This window comes from Escherichia sp. KS167_9B, assembly GCF_030295215.1.
GTDB lineage: Bacteria > Pseudomonadota > Gammaproteobacteria > Enterobacterales > Enterobacteriaceae > Escherichia > Escherichia coli_F.
This window is the reverse complement of the sequence record NZ_AP025754.1, coordinates 786975-804221: the sequence shown is the minus strand read 5'-3', so window position 1 is coordinate 804221 and position 17247 is coordinate 786975. Positions and strand designations below refer to the sequence as shown.

The 17247-nt window shown below is 50.1% G+C and carries 17 protein-coding genes and 1 pseudogene; 10 read left to right on the top strand and 8 right to left on the bottom strand.

From position 1 onward, the window contains the following. Positions 1–57 precede the first annotated feature (57 nt). On the bottom strand, positions 58–516 hold the full coding sequence (gene tnpA / locus QUE34_RS03785) for an IS200/IS605 family transposase (protein WP_000502112.1): 459 nt from the start codon (positions 514–516) through the stop codon (positions 58–60). Between the two features lie 226 nt (positions 517–742). On the opposite strand from tnpA, the pseudogene QUE34_RS03780 reads away from it, so the two are divergent. Both QUE34_RS03780 and QUE34_RS03775 read left to right on the top strand, forming a co-directional pair. Next, a pseudogene (locus tag QUE34_RS03780) lies at positions 743–873 on the top strand (winged helix-turn-helix domain-containing protein); the annotation flags it as partial. A 123-nt stretch (positions 874–996) separates the two neighbouring features. Further along, positions 997–1647: a DUF2625 domain-containing protein gene (locus tag QUE34_RS03775; RefSeq protein ID WP_032302686.1), complete on the top strand. Its 651-nt coding sequence runs from the start codon at positions 997–999 to the stop codon at positions 1645–1647. Positions 1648–1687: 40 nt separating this feature from the next. Here the strand turns inward: QUE34_RS03775 and QUE34_RS03770 are convergent, their stop codons facing one another. The 3 genes from QUE34_RS03770 to seqA all read right to left on the bottom strand — a co-directional run bounded on the left by QUE34_RS03770 (position 1688) and on the right by seqA (position 4597). Beyond that, complete coding sequence (locus QUE34_RS03770) at positions 1688–2182, bottom strand: hypothetical protein (RefSeq protein ID WP_000851056.1); 495 nt, start codon at positions 2180–2182, stop codon at positions 1688–1690. A gap of 203 nt (positions 2183–2385) precedes the next feature. Beyond that, entirely contained in the window at positions 2386–4026 is a 1641-nt protein-coding gene (pgm, locus tag QUE34_RS03765; protein WP_105268406.1) for a phosphoglucomutase (alpha-D-glucose-1,6-bisphosphate-dependent), read from the bottom strand. 25 nt (positions 4027–4051) lie between these two features. Then, positions 4052–4597 carry a replication initiation negative regulator SeqA gene (seqA, locus tag QUE34_RS03760; protein WP_000848387.1) on the bottom strand — a complete coding sequence of 182 codons (546 nt, stop codon included), beginning with the start codon at positions 4595–4597 and terminating at the stop codon, positions 4052–4054. A gap of 184 nt (positions 4598–4781) precedes the next feature. On the opposite strand from seqA, the gene ybfF reads away from it, so the two are divergent. The 5 genes from ybfF (at position 4782) to fur (ending at position 7384) form a co-directional block, all read left to right on the top strand. Beyond that, a complete protein-coding gene (gene ybfF / locus QUE34_RS03755; protein ID WP_032302685.1) occupies positions 4782–5546 on the top strand; it encodes an esterase in 765 nt (254 codons plus the stop codon). A 139-nt stretch (positions 5547–5685) separates the two neighbouring features. Next, a complete protein-coding gene (ybfE, locus tag QUE34_RS03750) occupies positions 5686–5979 on the top strand; it encodes a LexA regulated protein (protein ID WP_001300829.1) in 294 nt (97 codons plus the stop codon). A gap of 139 nt (positions 5980–6118) precedes the next feature. Then, the gene (fldA, locus tag QUE34_RS03745) at positions 6119–6649 is read left to right on the top strand and encodes a flavodoxin FldA (RefSeq protein ID WP_001018618.1); all 531 of its coding nucleotides are present in this window, start codon (positions 6119–6121) and stop codon (positions 6647–6649) included. Between the two features lie 209 nt (positions 6650–6858). After that, positions 6859–6945, top strand: a complete 87-nt coding sequence (uof, locus tag QUE34_RS03740) for a fur leader peptide (protein ID WP_001695552.1) — start codon at positions 6859–6861, stop codon at positions 6943–6945. Further along, complete coding sequence (fur, locus tag QUE34_RS03735) at positions 6938–7384, top strand: ferric iron uptake transcriptional regulator (RefSeq protein WP_000131702.1); 447 nt, start codon at positions 6938–6940, stop codon at positions 7382–7384. The genes uof and fur overlap by 8 nt, the downstream gene beginning before the upstream one ends. Positions 7385–7467: 83 nt before the next feature. On the opposite strand, the gene QUE34_RS03730 is transcribed toward fur, so the two are convergent. The 4 genes from QUE34_RS03730 to nagE all read right to left on the bottom strand — a co-directional run bounded on the left by QUE34_RS03730 (position 7468) and on the right by nagE (position 13644). Then, a complete protein-coding gene (locus QUE34_RS03730) occupies positions 7468–7794 on the bottom strand; it encodes a ChiQ/YbfN family lipoprotein (RefSeq protein WP_000733594.1) in 327 nt (108 codons plus the stop codon). A 49-nt stretch (positions 7795–7843) separates the two neighbouring features. After that, complete coding sequence (gene chiP, locus QUE34_RS03725; RefSeq protein WP_032183660.1) at positions 7844–9250, bottom strand: chitoporin ChiP; 1407 nt, start codon at positions 9248–9250, stop codon at positions 7844–7846. A gap of 580 nt (positions 9251–9830) precedes the next feature. After that, positions 9831–11495: a glutamine--tRNA ligase gene (gene glnS / locus QUE34_RS03720; RefSeq protein ID WP_032302684.1), complete on the bottom strand. Its 1665-nt coding sequence runs from the start codon at positions 11493–11495 to the stop codon at positions 9831–9833. Between the two features lie 202 nt (positions 11496–11697). After that, a complete protein-coding gene (nagE, locus tag QUE34_RS03715; protein WP_001023131.1) occupies positions 11698–13644 on the bottom strand; it encodes a PTS N-acetyl glucosamine transporter subunit IIABC in 1947 nt (648 codons plus the stop codon). Positions 13645–13976: 332 nt separating this feature from the next. Between nagE and nagB the strand changes: the two genes are divergently transcribed. From nagB to nagC, 3 genes are read left to right on the top strand one after another with little or no spacing between them, the layout of a single operon-like run. Further along, positions 13977–14777 (top strand): glucosamine-6-phosphate deaminase, encoded by an 801-nt coding sequence (nagB, locus tag QUE34_RS03710; protein ID WP_001237072.1) that lies wholly within the window; start codon positions 13977–13979, stop codon positions 14775–14777. Positions 14778–14837: 60 nt separating this feature from the next. Continuing rightward, positions 14838–15986, top strand: a complete 1149-nt coding sequence (nagA, locus tag QUE34_RS03705) for an N-acetylglucosamine-6-phosphate deacetylase (protein WP_000271153.1) — start codon at positions 14838–14840, stop codon at positions 15984–15986. A gap of 8 nt (positions 15987–15994) precedes the next feature. Beyond that, positions 15995–17215 (top strand): DNA-binding transcriptional regulator NagC, encoded by a 1221-nt coding sequence (gene nagC / locus QUE34_RS03700; protein ID WP_000187590.1) that lies wholly within the window; start codon positions 15995–15997, stop codon positions 17213–17215. The last annotated feature ends 32 nt before the right edge of the window (positions 17216–17247 follow it).

The following is a 17247-nucleotide window of genomic DNA, read 5'->3' as shown; positions in this document are numbered from 1 at the left end:
CTGTTACCAGCCGCGCCCTAACAGGCGCATACGATCTGACATTTGCATTCAACTTCGTTACTTACGGCCCGTAAACGGGCTGCCCGGATATGGAATCGATAACTGCTCCCCCATTTTATCCTCTTCAAGCTGGTGCTTTATGTAGTCCTGTATCTTCGCCGTGTTCTTACCCACCGTATCGACATAGTACCCTCGGCACCAGAACTCCCTGTTTCTGTATTTGAATTTCAAATCCCCAAACTGCTCGTAAAGCATCAGACTGCTTTTCCCTTTCAGATATCCCATAAAGCCGGATACGCTCATTTTGGGTGGGATTTCCACAAGCATATGGATATGATCTGCGCAGCACTCTGCTTCCAGAATCCGTACGCTTTTCCACTCACACAGCTTTCTCAAAATACTGCCTATCGCCCTACGCTTCTCTCCGTAAAACGCCAGTCTTCGGTATTTCGGCGCAAAAACTATGTGATATTTACAGTTCCAGCGGGTGTGCGCTAAGCTCTTTTCGTCCCCCATTGGGACCCCCTTTTGATTTCTTGTTTGACACTTGCAGTTGCCAGACCGCAAGGTGTTTTAACAAATCAAAAGGGGTTTTAATAACTGGCTCAAAGCTGAAAGCTTTCCGGAACCCCCAGCCTAGCTGGGGGTTTTCTGTGCACAAAAAAAGGGCGATTGAATGATCGCCCTTTCTGTTTGTTGACAAAGAGTTCGTTATTTATGCCGCATCCGGCAGGTGTAGGATCCAAACGCGGTCGAACACAGCAACTATTTGCGTAATTATATGAGGCATTTGCGACAAAAACTGGAACAGGATCACGTCCGCCCCGCCATTTCATTACTGAAACCGGTATTGGGTATCGGTTTATGCTTTGAAAAAAGTGGCAATGTATGGATAAAGTCATTTTTTATTCAAATATAAGGAACTTAATATTTAAAAAATGTCCCATACAATGCCTCATCATAAATGACACCGTAGCACACAAGGAGCAAGTAGCGATGCGTGAAGTGAGTCAGTTAGTAAATACTGAAGATTCAGCCTGGACAATAATCCAGAATTGGTTAAAAGAAGCCACAAACCATGCCGAACTCTTACCGGTTAATAAAGATTTAGCCGAAACCGCACTTTATCAATTACAGGTTACAACAAAATCACCGATGGGTGCGCTTGTCTATGGCTCCGGAGGTCTGCTGATTGATAACGGTTGGTTACGCATAGCAGGCTCTGGTCACCCCCGGTTACCACGAGATCCAGCAAGTTGGACACAACGCCCTGAATTCGCAAGCGTGCGGGCTTTACCCATCGCCGATGATGTCGCAGGGGGAATTTTTGCTCTTAATGGTGGCGATCTTGGGGAAGATACTGGCTGCGTTTATTATTTTGCGCCAGATACGCTGAATTGGGAAAGTCTGGAGGTTGGATATTCTGAGTTTCTTCAGTGGGCATTATCCGGTGATTTAGATACCTTCTATGAAAATGTACGCTGGCCGCAATGGCAAGAAGACGTAATAAAATTATCGGCAACGGAAGCCTTCACTTTCTACCCTTTCTTATGGGTACAAAGTGAAGAAGCAAGAACAAGAAAAGTTATTTCGCTTACTGAACTCTGGGAAATGCAGTATCAAATGAAAGAAACAATCACGCAATAAGACATGTTCAGGTCCGGGTTTCATTCCCGGACTCGCTATTTTAATGTGTGTTTATCGCTTTCAATTCTTGCTGGCAATTTTCTGACTGACAGCGTCGCAACTCAATAATCCCGACATGCATCATCGAGCCAAAAAATCCGCTTTCGCTGACATAATCCTCATTAACTATCGGTCGAGTGCCGGGCTTACCCTGGCAAATCCCCATAAAAAATGAGGTGTAGCATTGCCATTCAGGATTTAAACCGGTCTTTTCTTGTGCTGACATATCATGAAGATAAGTAAGTTCTTTTTCGTTCCCGCCTGACAACTGCCAGCGGCGGGTATTATCAGGTAAGTTATCGCCACGGCAATTTGTCTTACACCGGGAAGGCGCAATATTTACCGCAATGCTACCCGTTAATCCTCTGGTTTTATCTTTAGGGGTCAGTAACCAGTCACCAGCTAATGATGATTGTTCAGGTTGGGCGCATGCTGTCAGCAGTAGTGTGGCGGTAATTAATGCCACTCTGACGACCAGACTCCTTTTGGTCTTCATTTTGAATTCCCTTGAGCTATTCAGTTTGTTGGCAAAGTACTCGTTGTTCATGCCGGATGCGGCGTGAACGCCTTATCCGTCCTACAAAATAGTGCAAATTCAATATATTGCACCATCCTCGTAGGCCTGATGAACGTAGCGTATCAGGCTATCATAAGTAAAAAGGGCGATCTTCCGACCGCCCTTTTTCTTATTTAATGTGTTTACGCGTTTTTCAGAACTTCGCTAACAATCTCAACCGCTTCTTTCTCGATCTGCTTGCGATGTTCTTCACCGAGGAAGCTTTCGCAGTAGATTTTGTATGCGTCTTCCGTGCCTGACGGACGCGCGGCGAACCAGCCGTTGTCAGTCATCACTTTCAGACCGCCAATAGAAGCACCGTTGCCCGGTGCCGCCGTCAGGCGCGCGGTGATCGGGTCACCTGCCAGGGTGCTGGCGCTCACCATTTCCGGAGACAGCTTAGACAGCGCCGCTTTTTGTGCGGAAGTCGCAGCTGCCTGCAAACGGTTGTAGCTCGGCGCACCAAAGCGTTTTGCCAGTTCGTTGTAGTGTTCCTGCGGGTTCTTACCGGTAACAGCAGTGATTTCCGCCGCCAGCAGACACATAATGATACCGTCTTTATCGGTGGACCACGGCGTGCCGTCGAAACGCAGAAAGGAAGCCCCTGCGCTCTCTTCGCCGCCAAAGCCGAAGCTGCCGTCGAACAGACCATCCACAAACCATTTGAAACCTACCGGTACTTCTACCAGCTTACGGCCCAAATCGTTGACCACGCGGTCGATCATCGCAGAAGAAACCAGCGTTTTACCGACAGCAACATCTTTGCCCCACTGCGGACGATGCTGGAACAGGTAGTTGATCGCCACTGCCAGGTAATGGTTAGGATTCATCAAACCTGCCGGAGTGACGATACCGTGACGGTCATAATCCGGGTCGTTAGCAAATGCCAGATCGAACTTATCACGCAGTGCCAGCAGGCCCGCCATTGCACACTCGGAGGAACAGTCCATACGGATCGCGCCGTCTTTATCGAGGTGCATAAAGCGGAAGGTTTGATCGACCTGATCGTTAACGATGGTCAGGTTAAGGTTGTAATACTCGCCAATACGCTTCCAGTATTCGATACCGGAACCGCCCAGCGGATCAACGCCCAGCGTCAGGCCCGCTTTCTGAATCGCCGCCATATCAACGATATCGGCCAGACCTTCCACAAACGGCTGCACCAGATCCTGCTCTTTCACATGACCGGATGCCATCGCTTCGTCGAGGGAGATACGCTTCACACCTTTCAGGCCATCGGCCATCAGTGCGTTGGCCCTGTCTTCCACCACTTTGGTGACGTTGGTATCAGCCGGGCCACCATTTGGCGGATTGTACTTGATACCACCATCTTCTGGCGGGTTATGGGACGGTGTAATCACGATACCGTCTGCCAGCGGGCCACCTTTTTTATTGTGAACCAGGATGGCATTGGAAACGGCAGGCGTCGGAGTGAAGCCATTGTTTTCCTGCACAATAACATCTACGCCGTTCGCTGCCAGCACTTCCAGTACGGAAATGAACGCAGGCTCGGACAGGGCGTGAGTATCTTTACCCACATAGCAAGGGCCAGTGATGCAGTTTTTCGCACGTTCTTCAGCAATTGCCTGAGCGATCGCCAGAATATGCGGCTCGTTAAAGCTATGGCGCGCTGCACTGCCACGGTGACCGGAAGTACCGAATTTCACCGCGTGCTCCGCATTCCCTGCTTCTGGTTTCAGTACATAGTATTGCGCCGTCAGTTGGGCGACGTTAATCAAATCACTCTGTTGTGCAGGTTGGCCTGCACGATTGTGGATTGCCATTGCTTTGTCCTTTGTCTGCAACGTTTTAGATAGTTCCGCAAACCTTCTCAATCAATTCCGCCGGGAATTGCATCGACTGCATGATGTGTTCGATCATGCTGCATTTACGGCCGGTGTTGGTGTTGGTGATCACCCAATACGGCGTGCCTGGCACATGTTTCGGCTTGGTCTGATTACCATTTTTCAGCAGCGTTTGTTCATCTGCCGCAAAGTAAACGCGTGTACGACCGTGCAACGATTCCGTGGCCTCGGCAAACGCCTGGGCGTCAAGAGAATATAGTGTAGACAACAGCAGCATGAAGCGATTGACCGCTCGCTTTTGCTCTGCGTATTCATCCGAAAGCAAAAGTTCACGCATTGCGCGAACCTTGTCTTTAATCGTTTTGACCGGCTTCGCTTCGACGATAGCAGGTGACGCAACGCGAACCTCTTTCGTCACCGGAGCAGCAGGCTGTGATGCGGCGGAAAATTTCAACATACGCCGTAAAATGTCGGATGCGCTCTCGCCGATATGCTTAGTGTGGCTGGCAATATAGCTGTAGAGTTCATCATCAACTTCAATCGTTTTCATCTTAATCCAGTGCAGTGTCTTAGCTGAATACAAGTCGCCAGGAGTATATGAATAAATCCCGGCAGCGGATAGCGTCAAGCCTGGCTTGCAGAAAAACTCGGATTAAACCTTATTTGTTGCAGCCCTGTGGCACAATGGTCAACATAATACCCTAACCCGACAACGCGAAAAAAAGAACTTTGCCATGAAATTGAATATCCGCGCGCAAACTGCACAAAACCAGCACAATAATTCTCCCATCGTTCTTGTCCATGGTCTGTTTGGCAGCCTCGACAACCTTGGCGTACTGGCTCGCGATCTGGTAAACGATCACAATATCATCCAGGTTGATATGCGTAACCACGGTCTTTCCCCGAGAGATCCGGTGATGAGTTACCCGGCGATGGCCCAGGATCTTGTTGACACTCTGGATGCACAGCAGATCGATAAGGCAACATTTATTGGACACTCAATGGGCGGTAAAGCGGTGATGGCACTGACTGCACTGGCCCCCGATCGCATCGATAAACTGGTGGCGATTGATATTGCGCCGGTCGACTATCACGTACGCCGTCATGATGAGATTTTCGCGGCCATCAACGCAGTCAGTGAATCAGACGCACAAACACGCCAGCAAGCAGCGGCAATAATGCGCCAGCATCTTAATGAAGAAGGGGTGATTCAGTTTCTGTTGAAATCTTTTGTTGACGGGGAGTGGCGCTTTAACGTGCCGGTATTGTGGGATCAGTATCCGCATATTGTGGGTTGGGAGAAAATCCCGGCATGGGATCACCCTGCCCTGTTTATCCCTGGTGGCAATTCTCCGTATGTTAGCGAGCAGTATCGTGATGATTTACTGACACAATTTCCACAGGCACGAGCGCATGTGATTGCTGGCGCGGGTCACTGGGTCCATGCTGAAAAACCGGATGCGGTATTACGCGCTATCCGTCGCTATCTCAATGATTAACGTAACTGATTAAAAACCCAGCGTCCGCGTCGCTTTCCGCGCGTGGGCGTTGGCGTGACTCATCGCGCTGATGTATTATGGCGCGCTATCCATCCGGGCAGGCGCCTGGCTGATTGTTTCCCCCGAAGTCACCAAGATCATGGCCAAAGAACAAACGGACCGTACGACATTAGATCTGTTCGCGCACGAGCGTCGACCGGGACGACCGAAAACTAATCCGCTTTCGCGCGATGAACAGCTGCGTATTAATAAACGCAACCAGCTAAAACGCGACAAAGTACGTGGCCTTAAGCGTGTCGAACTGAAGCTGAACGCGGAAGCTGTCGAGGCACTGAACGAGCTGGCAGAATCGCGCAATATGAGCCGTAGCGAACTGATCGAAGAGATGTTAATGCAGCAACTGGCGGCGCTGCGTAGTCAGGGCATCGTTTAAATTTCCACTTTCATGTAGCACAGTGTGCAGTCCTGCTCGTTTGCTGATTCCGCAAGACTGCCTGTTCTGCTATGATTGCCTTTATCCGTGGGCAATTTTCCACCCCCATTTCAATAAGTTTCAAGAGGTTATTTCACTCATGGCTATCACTGGCATCTTTTTCGGCAGCGACACCGGTAATACCGAAAATATCGCAAAAATGATTCAAAAACAGCTTGGTAAAGACGTTGCCGATGTCCATGACATTGCAAAAAGCAGCAAAGAAGATCTGGAAGCATATGACATTCTGCTGCTGGGCATCCCAACCTGGTATTACGGCGAAGCGCAGTGTGACTGGGATGACTTCTTCCCGACTCTCGAAGAGATTGATTTCAATGGCAAACTGGTTGCGCTGTTTGGTTGTGGCGACCAGGAAGATTACGCTGAATACTTCTGTGACGCATTGGGCACCATCCGCGACATCATTGAACCGCGCGGTGCAACCATCGTTGGTCACTGGCCAACTGCGGGCTACCATTTCGAAGCATCAAAAGGTCTGGCAGATGACGACCACTTTGTCGGTCTGGCTATCGACGAAGACCGTCAGCCGGAACTGACCGCTGAACGTGTAGAAAAATGGGTTAAACAGATTTCTGAAGAATTGCATCTCGACGAAATTCTCAATGCCTGATATGATGCGGCGTAGACTCATGTCTACGCCGTATTAATAGATAATGCCAATCAAAATAATTGCTACAAATTTGTAACTTTTGCTGTTGTACCTGTACAATGTCCCGGTGTTCAAGTGGCCTTGCCGTTGTAAATGTAAGCTGTGCCACGTTTTTATTAACAATATTTGCCAGGGACTTGTGGTTTTCATTTAGGCGTGGCAATTCTATAATGATACGCATTATCTCAAGAGCAAATTCTGTCACTTCTCCTAATGAAGTGAACCGCTTAGTAACAGGACAGATTCCGCATGACTGATAACAATACCGCCCTAAAGAAAGCTGGCCTGAAAGTAACGCTTCCTCGTTTAAAAATCCTGGAAGTTCTTCAGGAGCCGGACAACCATCACGTCAGTGCGGAAGATTTATACAAACGTCTGATCGATATGGGTGAAGAAATTGGTCTGGCTACGGTATATCGCGTACTGAACCAGTTTGACGACGCTGGTATCGTCACCCGCCACAATTTTGAAGGCGGTAAATCCGTATTTGAACTGACACAGCAACATCACCACGATCACCTGATCTGCCTCGACTGCGGCAAGGTTATCGAATTTAGTGATGATTCCATCGAAGCGCGTCAGCGTGAAATTGCCGCAAAACATGGCATTCGCCTGACTAACCACAGTCTCTATCTTTACGGTCACTGTGCCGAAGGCGATTGCCGCGAAGATGAGCACGCGCACGAAGGCAAATAAGCCAGTCTGAACGAGAAAAGCCAACCTGCGGGTTGGCTTTTTTATGCAAGGGAAATAAGAAAAGCGAGAGTTACAGCTCTCACTTATTTGTTATTACTGCGAATTTCCTGCCAGACTTTATCACAATCGGCTTTCACTGCCTGATCATTACCGGTTTGCGTTGCCTGAATGCACTGCTGATAATCCAGCACACGGACACTTTCCTGCTCGGCAAACTGCTGATGTTGTTTCTCTTTCTTCAGCACGTTTAACACGCTCTGGCAGGCTTCAATTTTTTCTGGCGAACCTTGCGCGGTGTTGATACAGGCGCTGTAAGCTTCTTTCAGACGGCTGTCTTCCTGTGGCGCGGTGGATTGTGCACAAGCCACCAGCCCCGATGCCATCATGGCGATGAGAATCAGTTTTTTCATTGCAAATTCCTCAAACGTGCGGCAGGCACAAAACCTGCCGCGTCGGGCATCAGAAGATGGTGAATGGTGCGATTACCATAAATTTCACGTCACGCTCATCCTGGAAGATGTTGCCGTAACCACCGCCCCAGCTTGGGATGTCGGAGTGGTTGTCGTATTCGGTAAAGTGCAGTTTGAACATCGTGCCTTTGGCGCGACCGTCCTGAATGGTGTAGACCGCATCCAGGCTGTATGCAGACTCTTCAATAGTCCGGTTCTTGTCGTAGTACGCATCCGGATTGCTCTGCCAGGTAGCGGGTTTAGCATCCCATGCGTAAACGTAGGAAGCGCCGATGGCGAAGCCTGGAAGATTCCAGTTTTTCAGGTCATACATCGCACCGAAGAAGACCGCTTTTTCGCCGTTGGCGTTGAAGTCAGAACGGTTATCCCACCAGATATCCAGGCGACCGTTCGAGGAAGCATAGGTTGGAGTCATACGTTGCAGGAAGTATCCCTGCTGACCGTCGGCTTTAACCCAGGTGCCTTCCAGACGCAAATCCACTACGTCAGCCGCCCGGTAACCAAAGGTCAACGCTTGCAGCCAGGCAGTGCCGTCGTAAAGGTCGTTGACGCTGCGATCGTCAACTTTATCGCGCGTACCGTAGAACTGGTAGCTGGTGGTTAACGGGCTACCGGCGATATCAAATTTATAGCTGGCTTTGGCAAAATACTGATCAATATACCCTTCTGCCTGACCAAATGCCGCTTCCAGTACGAAGTTATTTTTGAAGTCGTACTTCGCCCCAAGGGAGTGTAGATAATCAACTTTGGTGGTTTTATCGTTCTGATAAAACTCATCCATTTCCAGATGCCACGGCGCTTTATATTCGTTGGTCCACATGTAGGAGAAACTCAACGCACCAGCATCGCCGTAATCAAAATTCGCCCCCGCTTCCGCCCCCTGATAAGTACCCGGCATAAAACTCCAGTGCGGCGCTAACAGCGTCTGACCGGTTGGCTGAATATAACCTGCCCGCGCCCACACCGGACCGTATTTAAATTTGGCCGCTGCTTTATACAGGCTTATACCGCTTTTATCGCCGGACCAGTCTTCGTCATAGGCTTTATTGCTTTTTGAAAACGCGATTTCGTTCGGGTGAGAACTGTCGCCGTTTTCCGCCATTTCAATCGCCGTAAACGCCGCAATATCAAGGCCGAACATATCAGCAGCATAACCAGACTGAAAATCGAGGTTGGCATTCCAGGTGGAGTGAGAAAGGTTGGTTTTGTATTTGTCGCCGTCGGTAACGTCTTTACGGTCGCGTTCACGCTGCCAGTAATAGATACCGCCGGTTAAGGTTGAATCGTCGATGAATCCTTCGGCGCGAGCCTCCGGCATTGCCATAAAGCTCGACATTGCTGTAACACCGGCGATAGCCAGCGCCAGCGTACTACGTTTGCCACTAAACGTACGCATGGGTTAATCCTCTTTGACGTATAAATTGCTGCACCAAAGGTGAACAGCGAAAAAAAATAAAAATTAAAAAAGTAGCGTTGAGAAAAGTCTCGCTGACTACAGGAACAGACTATTTTTCGCGACGCGAATTATCAATCTCTTTCTGTAACCAGAATGTAAGAACATGAGCAACCGCACATATTTTGATGATTTTTGTTACAAGGCTTAAGTTTGCAGTTGAAAGGCTTGCAGAAGAATAAAAGCGTGAATTTCCAGCAAGATGAAAGCGGTTACATTTTATTTAATTATGATTTGTAATTTTAAATTTGCTTTATGAATAAATTATGAAGCGGAATTAATTCGCGAAGAAAAGCAGAAAAAAAACGCCGCGGAGCGCGGCGTTTGGGTTTGTTTGCTATTTCTTGCCGGATGCGGCGTGAACGCCTTATCCGGCCTACAAAAGCACGCAAATTCAATATATGGCAGAGATCATGTAGGCCTGATAAGCGTAGCGCATCAGGCAATTTAGCGTTTGAAACTGTTTCTATGTTTCTTGCCGGATGTGGCGTAAATGCCTCACCCGGCCTGGTAGAACTTAAAACTACTCGCCTACTTTCGCCCAGGTATCACGCAGCCCAACGGTGCGGTTAAATACCGGTTTTTCCGCCGTAGAATGGCGGCTGTCGAGGCAGAAGTAACCCTCACGCTCAAACTGGAATGCTTTGCCCGCTACCGCGCCTTTCAGCGACGGTTCAGCAAAGCCCTGTTTGATCACCAACGATTCCGGGTTAATCACCGACAGGAAATCATCCGCAGCACCTGGGTTCGGCACGCTGAACAGACGATCGTACAGGCGGATTTCAACCGGCAGCGCATGTGCCGCGCTCACCCAGTGAATAACGCCTTTCACTTTACGACCATCTGCCGGATCTTTGCTTAAGGTGTCGGCGTCATAAGTACAGAAGATGGTGGTGATATTGCCTTCGGCATCTTTCTCCACGCGTTCCGCTTTAATCACGTAAGCATTACGCAGACGCACTTCTTTACCCAGCACCAGACGTTTGTACTGCTTGTTAGCTTCTTCGCGGAAATCGGCGCGATCGATCCAAATCTCACCGCTGAATGGCACCTGACGGCTGCCCATTTCAGGTTTGTTCGGATGGTTCGGCATAGTGACCATTTCGCCTTCGCCCTGATAGTTTTCGATAACCAGTTTCACCGGATCGATAACCGCCATTGCGCGCGGAGCATTTTCATTGAGATCTTCACGGATGCAGGATTCCAGCGACGCCATCTCAATGGTGTTGTCCTGCTTGGTCACGCCAATGCGTTTGCAGAACTCACGAATAGAAGCCGCCGTGTAACCACGACGACGCAGACCGGAAATGGTCGGCATACGTGGATCATCCCAGCCTTCAACGTGCTTGTCGGTCACCAGCAGGTTCAGCTTACGCTTGGACATCACGGTGTATTCCAGATTCAGGCGCGAGAATTCGTACTGGCGCGGATGAACAGGAATGGTGATGTTGTCCAGTACCCAGTCATACAGACGACGGTTATCCTGGAACTCCAGCGTACACAGAGAGTGTGTAATACCTTCCAGCGCATCGCTGATGCAGTGGGTGAAGTCGTACATCGGGTAGATGCACCACTTGTTACCGGTCTGGTGGTGTTCAGCAAACTTAATGCGGTACAGCACCGGATCGCGCATCACGATAAACGGCGAAGCCATGTCGATTTTCGCGCGCAGGCAGGCTTTACCTTCTTCAAAACCGCCGGTACGCATTTTCTCGAACAGCGCCAGGTTCTCTTCAACGCTGCGGTCGCGGTACGGGCTGTTTTTACCCGGCTGCGTCAGGGTGCCGCGGTATTCGCGGATCTGTTCCGGTGTCAGTTCATCAACGTACGCCAGGCCTTTATTGATCAGTTCGATCGCATAGGCGTGGAGCTGATCAAAATAATCGGAGGAGTAACGGACGTTACCAGACCAGTGAAAACCTAACCACTCAACGTCGTTTTTGATCGACTCAACGTACTCGATATCTTCTTTTACCGGGTTAGTGTCGTCGAAACGCAGGTTGCACTGGCCTTTATAGTCCTGGGCGATCCCGAAGTTCAGGCAGATAGATTTCGCATGGCCAATATGCAGATAGCCATTCGGCTCCGGCGGGAAACGGGTGTGTACTGTGGTGTGCTTACCACTGGCCAGATCTTCATCGATGATCTGACGGATAAAGTTAGTCGGGCGGGCTTCTGCCTCACTCATCGTGGATTCCTCAAAGCGTAAACAACGTATAACGGCGTATGATCTTATAAGCGGGACAGGCTGACAACTGTTAGTTAGTGAAAATCGAAAATCTCACTGAGATTATGGGGATGATTGATGAAAAAAAAAGCGGCAGAGAAGATCTCCACCGCTTGTCATTGTTGGATGCGACGCTCATGCGTCGCATCAGGCATAAAGAAGATTACTTTTTGATTTCATACAGCGGCGTTTGACCCGCCACAACATGACCCTGAGCTTTAATGATAAGGCCGCTGAAATCGTCGATATTGCTGCAAACCACCGGGCTAATCATCGAACGGGCGTTAGCGTTCAGGTAATCCAGATCCATTTCCAGAATCGGTTGCCCTGCGCTTACTTGCGCCCCCTCTTCCACCAGACGTTTAAAGCCTTTGCCTTCCAGCGCTACGGTGTCGATACCCATATGGACGACAATCTCAGCGCCTTTTTCGGTTTCCAGGCAGAACGCGTGATTGGTGTTGAAGATTTTCACGATTGTCCCTGCGGCTGGCGATACGACGATTTTATCCGTCGGTTTCACCGCCACACCGTCACCCACCGCTTTGCTGGCAAATGCTTCGTCAGGAACCTGATCCAGCGCCACAACATCACCGGTAATCGGCGATACCAGCTCCGCGACAGACACCGCGTTTGGTACGGCCTGCGGTTTTGCTACAGGCACGGTAGTTGCAGGCGCAGTTTCAGCAGAGGCGGCTGCTACCGGACCACGGGCAACGACTTTCTTCATTGCATCGCCAATGGATTCCGCTTTCGCGCCAACAATCACCTGAATAGTCTGTTTGTTCAGTTTTACCACCCCAGAAGCACCCAGACGTTTACACATCGCATCGTTGACGCGAGCTGAGTCAGCCACCGTCAGGCGCAGACGAGTAATACAGGCGTCAATGGCTTTCAGGTTGTCAGTGCCGCCAACCGCAGCAATATAGTTGGTCGCCAGTTGATTGAGACCTTCTTCAGTGTTGCTGTTGGCTTCTTCAGTAACGATCTCGTCTTCTTTATCTTCGCGACCCGGCGTTTTCAGATTGAACATGCGGATAACCACACTGAACACCACGAAGTAGATAGCGAAGAACACAACCCCCATCACCAGCAGCATCCAGACGTTCTGGCTGGCGGCCGGCAGGTTATACATCAACGCGTAGTCGATAGCCCCCGCAGAGAAGGAGAAGCCAGCATGGATACCCAGCAGCGTTGCCACAAACAGGCTGATACCCGTCAGCAGTGCGTGCAGGAGGTACAGCAGCGGTGCAAGGAACATGAACAGGAATTCCAGCGGCTCAGTCACACCGGTCAGGAACGCAGTAACAGCAACAGAAAGCAGCATACCGCCAACCATCGGACGACGCTCTTTCGGTGCTGCGAAGTACATCGCCAGCGCCGCGCCCGGCAGACCGAACATCATAATCGGGAAGAAGCCGGACATGAACATCCCCGCGGTGCCGTCACCGGCATAGAAGCGGTTAATGTCGCCGTGGAAAACCGTACCCGCCGCGTTGGTGAATTCACCAATCTGGAACCAGGCGATGGTGTTCAGCACCTGATGCAGACCGGTTGGGATCAGCAGACGGTTGATGAAACCAAAGATACCGGAACCCAGCGCGCCCGCAGAAACGATCCATTCGCCGCCTGCATGGATAGCGTGCTGTACCGGTGGCCAGACGTAACCAAAAATGGCCGCCAGCACCAGGCAGAAGAAGCCGGTGGCGATCGGCACAAAACGTTTGCCGCCGAAGAAGCTCAGGAAGTCCGGCAGTTTAATATCGGACCAACGGTTATAGGCAGCACCACCGACCAGACCGGTAATGATACCCGCCAGTACACCCATGTTAATTTCTGGGTTGATGGTCACCATCGCTTTGGTTAACACAAAGTAACCGACCGCACCCGCCAGCGCCGCCGCACCTGCGCTGTCTTTCGACCAGCTGGATGCCACACCGATGGCGAAGATTAATGCGAGGTTATCAAAAATCGCACCGCCCGCTTGGGCAATAAACGCAACGTTAAGTAAATCTGGCTGACCGAATCGCAGCAACAGCGCCGCCACCGGCAGCACCGCGATAGGGAGCTGTAACGCCCTACCGAGTCGCTGGAAAAAACCTAAAATATTCATCTTATTCCCCCTACGAGAACCCTATTTGGCTCGTTTAAAGCCGTATTTTTATTTTGCTGCAAATTGTACTGCCGATGTTCTGTAATCAGATTGTTAGATCATCTGCTACAGAGTGTGTGAAAATTTAATTCGTATCGCAAATTAAACGCGTGTCTTTTGTGAGTTTTGTCACCAAATATCGTTATCATCACTCCCTTTTACTGGCTAAACCAGAAAACTTATTTTATCATTCAAAAAATCAGGTCGGATTGACGCCTGTCTGCGCAAATCCAGGTTACGCTTAAAGATGCCTAATCCGCCAACGGCTTACATTTTACTTACTGAGGTGAATAATGAGACTGATCCCCCTGACTACCGCTGAACAGGTCGGCAAATGGGCTGCTCGCCATATCGTCAATCGTATCAATGCGTTCAAACCGACTGCCGATCGTCCGTTTGTTCTGGGCCTGCCGACTGGCGGCACGCCGATGACCACCTATAAAGCGTTAGTCGAAATGCATAAAGCAGGCCAGGTCAGCTTTAAGCACGTTGTCACCTTCAACATGGACGAATATGTCGGTCTGCCGAAAGAGCATCCGGAAAGCTACTACAGCTTTATGCACCGTAACTTCTTCGATCACGTTGATATTCCAGCAGAAAACATCAACCTTCTCAACGGCAACGCCCCGGATATCGACGCCGAGTGCCGCCAGTATGAAGAAAAAATCCGTTCTTACGGAAAAATTCATCTGTTTATGGGCGGTGTAGGTAACGACGGTCATATTGCATTTAACGAACCGGCGTCTTCTCTGGCTTCTCGTACTCGTATCAAAACCCTGACTCATGACACTCGCGTCGCGAACTCTCGTTTCTTTGATAACGATGTCAATCAGGTGCCAAAATATGCCCTGACTGTCGGTGTTGGTACATTGTTGGATGCCGAAGAAGTGATGATTCTGGTGCTGGGCAGCCAGAAAGCACTGGCGCTGCAAGCCGCAGTTGAAGGTTGCGTGAACCACATGTGGACCATCAGCTGTCTGCAACTGCATCCGAAAGCCATCATGGTGTGCGATGAACCTTCCACCATGGAGCTGAAAGTTAAGACTTTAAGATATTTCAATGAATTAGAAGCAGAAAATATCAAAGGTCTGTAATTATTATCCCTGCCCTGACACCTTGCTCAGGGCAATATTTTTTTTAAATCGGGGGTCAGAATGTATGCATTAACCCAGGGCCGAATCTTTACCGGCCACGAATTTCTTGATGACCACGCGGTTGTTATCGCTGATGGCCTGATTAAAAGCGTCTGTCCGGTAGCGGAACTGCCGCCAGAGATCGAACAACGTTCACTGAACGGGGCCATTCTCTCCCCCGGTTTTATCGATGTGCAGTTAAACGGCTGCGGCGGCGTGCAGTTTAACGATACTGCTGAAGCGGTCAGCGTAGAAACGCTGGAAATCATGCAGAAAGCCAATGAGAAATCAGGCTGTACTAACTATTTGCCGACGCTTATCACCACCAGCGACGAGCTGATGAAACAGGGCGTGCGCGTTATGCGCGAGTACCTGGCAAAACATCCGAATCAGGCGTTAGGTCTGCATCTGGAAGGTCCGTGGCTGAATCTGGTAAAAAAAGGCACCCATAATCCGAATTTTGTGCGTAAGCCTGATGCCGCGCTGGTCGATTTCCTGTGTGAGAACGCCGACGTCATTACCAAAGTGACGCTGGCACCGGAAATGGTTCCTGCGGAAGTGATCAGTAAACTGGCAAATGCCGGGATTGTGGTTTCTGCCGGTCACTCCAACGCGACGTTGAAAGAAGCAAAAGCCGGTTTCCGCGCGGGGATTACCTTTGCCACTCATCTGTACAACGCGATGCCGTATATTACCGGTCGTGAACCGGGCCTGGCGGGCGCGATTCTCGACGAAGCTGACATTTATTGCGGTATTATCGCTGATGGCCTGCATGTTGATTACGCCAACATTCGCAACGCTAAACGTCTGAAAGGCGACAAACTGTGTCTGGTTACTGACGCCACCGCACCAGCAGGTGCCAACATTGAACAGTTCATTTTTGCGGGTAAAACAATATACTACCGTAACGGACTTTGTGTGGATGAGAACGGTACGTTAAGCGGTTCATCCTTAACCATGATTGAAGGCGTGCGTAATCTGGTCGAACATTGTGGTATCGCACTGGATGAAGTGCTGCGTATGGCGACGCTCTATCCGGCGCGTGCGATTGGCGTTGAGAAACGTCTCGGCACGCTCGCCGCAGGTAAAGTAGCCAACCTGACTGCATTCACACCTGATTTTAAAATCACCAAGACCATCGTTAACGGTAACGAGGTCGTAACTCAATAAGAGAAAGTATGACACCAGGCGGACAAGCTCAGATAGGTAATGTTGATCTCGTAAAACAGCTTAACAGCGCGGCGGTTTATCGCCTGATTGACCAGTACGGGCCAATCTCGCGGATTCAGATTGCCGAGCAAAGCCAGCTTGCCCCCGCCAGCGTAACAAAAATTACGCGTCAGCTTATCGAACGCGGGCTGATTAAAGAAGTTGATCAGCAGGCCTCCACCGGGGGCCGCCGCGCTATCTCTATCGTCACCGAAACCCGCAATTTCCACGCAATCGGCGTACGGCTTGGTCGTCACGACGCCACCATCACCCTGTTTGATCTCAGCAGCAAAGTGCTGGCAGAAGAACATTACCCGCTGCCAGAACGTACCCAGCAGACGCTGGAACATGCCCTGCTGAATGCCATTGCTCAGTTTATTGATAGCTACCAGCGCAAACTGCGCGAGCTGATCGCCATTTCCGTGATCCTGCCAGGGCTTGTTGACCCGGACAGCGGCAAAATTCATTACATGCCGCATATTCAGGTGGAAAACTGGGGACTGGTAGAAGCACTGGAAGAACGTTTTAAAGTGACCTGTTTTGTCGGCCACGATATCCGCAGTCTGGCACTGGCAGAGCACTACTTCGGTGCAAGCCAGGATTGCGAAGACTCCATTCTGGTGCGTGTGCATCGCGGAACCGGGGCAGGGATTATCTCTAACGGGCGCATTTTTATCGGGCGCAACGGCAACGTCGGTGAAATTGGTCATATTCAGGTCGAACCGTTGGGTGAACGCTGCCACTGCGGCAACTTTGGCTGCCTGGAAACTATCGCCGCCAACGCTGCCATTGAACAACGGGTGTTGAATCTGTTAAAGCAGGGCTACCAGAGCCGTGTGCCACTGGACGACTGCACCATCAAAACTATCTGCAAAGCCGCGAATAAAGGCGACGGTCTGGCGTCGGAAGTGATTGAATATGTTGGTCGTCATCTGGGTAAAACCATCGCCATTGCTATCAACTTATTTAATCCGCAAAAAATTGTTATTGCCGGTGAAATCACCGAAGCCGATAAAGTGCTGCTCCCTGCTATTGAAAGCTGCATTAATACCCAGGCATTGAAGGCATTTCGCACCAATCTGCCCGTGGTACGTTCTGAGCTGGATCACCGCTCGGCAATCGGCGCTTTTGCGCTGGTAAAACGCGCCATGCTCAACGGTATTTTGCTCCAGCATTTGCTGGAAAATTAATGTGCTTTTATAGTGGCGCTTATTGTTGTCAA

Bases quoted from the DNA above. Each gene is read 5' to 3' on its own strand.
- fur (WP_000131702.1), top strand. From the start codon at position 6,938: ATGACTGATAACAATACCGCCCTAAAGAAAGCTGGCCTGAAAGTAACG.
- nagA (WP_000271153.1), top strand. From the start codon at position 14,838: ATGTATGCATTAACCCAGGGCCGAATCTTTACCGGCCACGAATTTCTT.
- QUE34_RS03730 (WP_000733594.1), bottom strand. From the start codon at position 7,794: ATGAAAAAACTGATTCTCATCGCCATGATGGCATCGGGGCTGGTGGCT.
- tnpA (WP_000502112.1), bottom strand. From the start codon at position 516: ATGGGGGACGAAAAGAGCTTAGCGCACACCCGCTGGAACTGTAAATAT.
- seqA (WP_000848387.1), bottom strand. From the start codon at position 4,597: ATGAAAACGATTGAAGTTGATGATGAACTCTACAGCTATATTGCCAGC.
- ybfE (WP_001300829.1), top strand. From the start codon at position 5,686: ATGGCCAAAGAACAAACGGACCGTACGACATTAGATCTGTTCGCGCAC.
- nagC (WP_000187590.1), top strand. From the start codon at position 15,995: ATGACACCAGGCGGACAAGCTCAGATAGGTAATGTTGATCTCGTAAAA.
- QUE34_RS03770 (WP_000851056.1), bottom strand. From the start codon at position 2,182: ATGAAGACCAAAAGGAGTCTGGTCGTCAGAGTGGCATTAATTACCGCC.
- nagB (WP_001237072.1), top strand. From the start codon at position 13,977: ATGAGACTGATCCCCCTGACTACCGCTGAACAGGTCGGCAAATGGGCT.
- chiP (WP_032183660.1), bottom strand. From the start codon at position 9,250: ATGCGTACGTTTAGTGGCAAACGTAGTACGCTGGCGCTGGCTATCGCC.
- pgm (WP_105268406.1), bottom strand. From the start codon at position 4,026: ATGGCAATCCACAATCGTGCAGGCCAACCTGCACAACAGAGTGATTTG.
- QUE34_RS03775 (WP_032302686.1), top strand. From the start codon at position 997: ATGCGTGAAGTGAGTCAGTTAGTAAATACTGAAGATTCAGCCTGGACA.
- glnS (WP_032302684.1), bottom strand. From the start codon at position 11,495: ATGAGTGAGGCAGAAGCCCGCCCGACTAACTTTATCCGTCAGATCATC.
- nagE (WP_001023131.1), bottom strand. From the start codon at position 13,644: ATGAATATTTTAGGTTTTTTCCAGCGACTCGGTAGGGCGTTACAGCTC.
- uof (WP_001695552.1), top strand. From the start codon at position 6,859: ATGATACGCATTATCTCAAGAGCAAATTCTGTCACTTCTCCTAATGAA.
- ybfF (WP_032302685.1), top strand. From the start codon at position 4,782: ATGAAATTGAATATCCGCGCGCAAACTGCACAAAACCAGCACAATAAT.
- fldA (WP_001018618.1), top strand. From the start codon at position 6,119: ATGGCTATCACTGGCATCTTTTTCGGCAGCGACACCGGTAATACCGAA.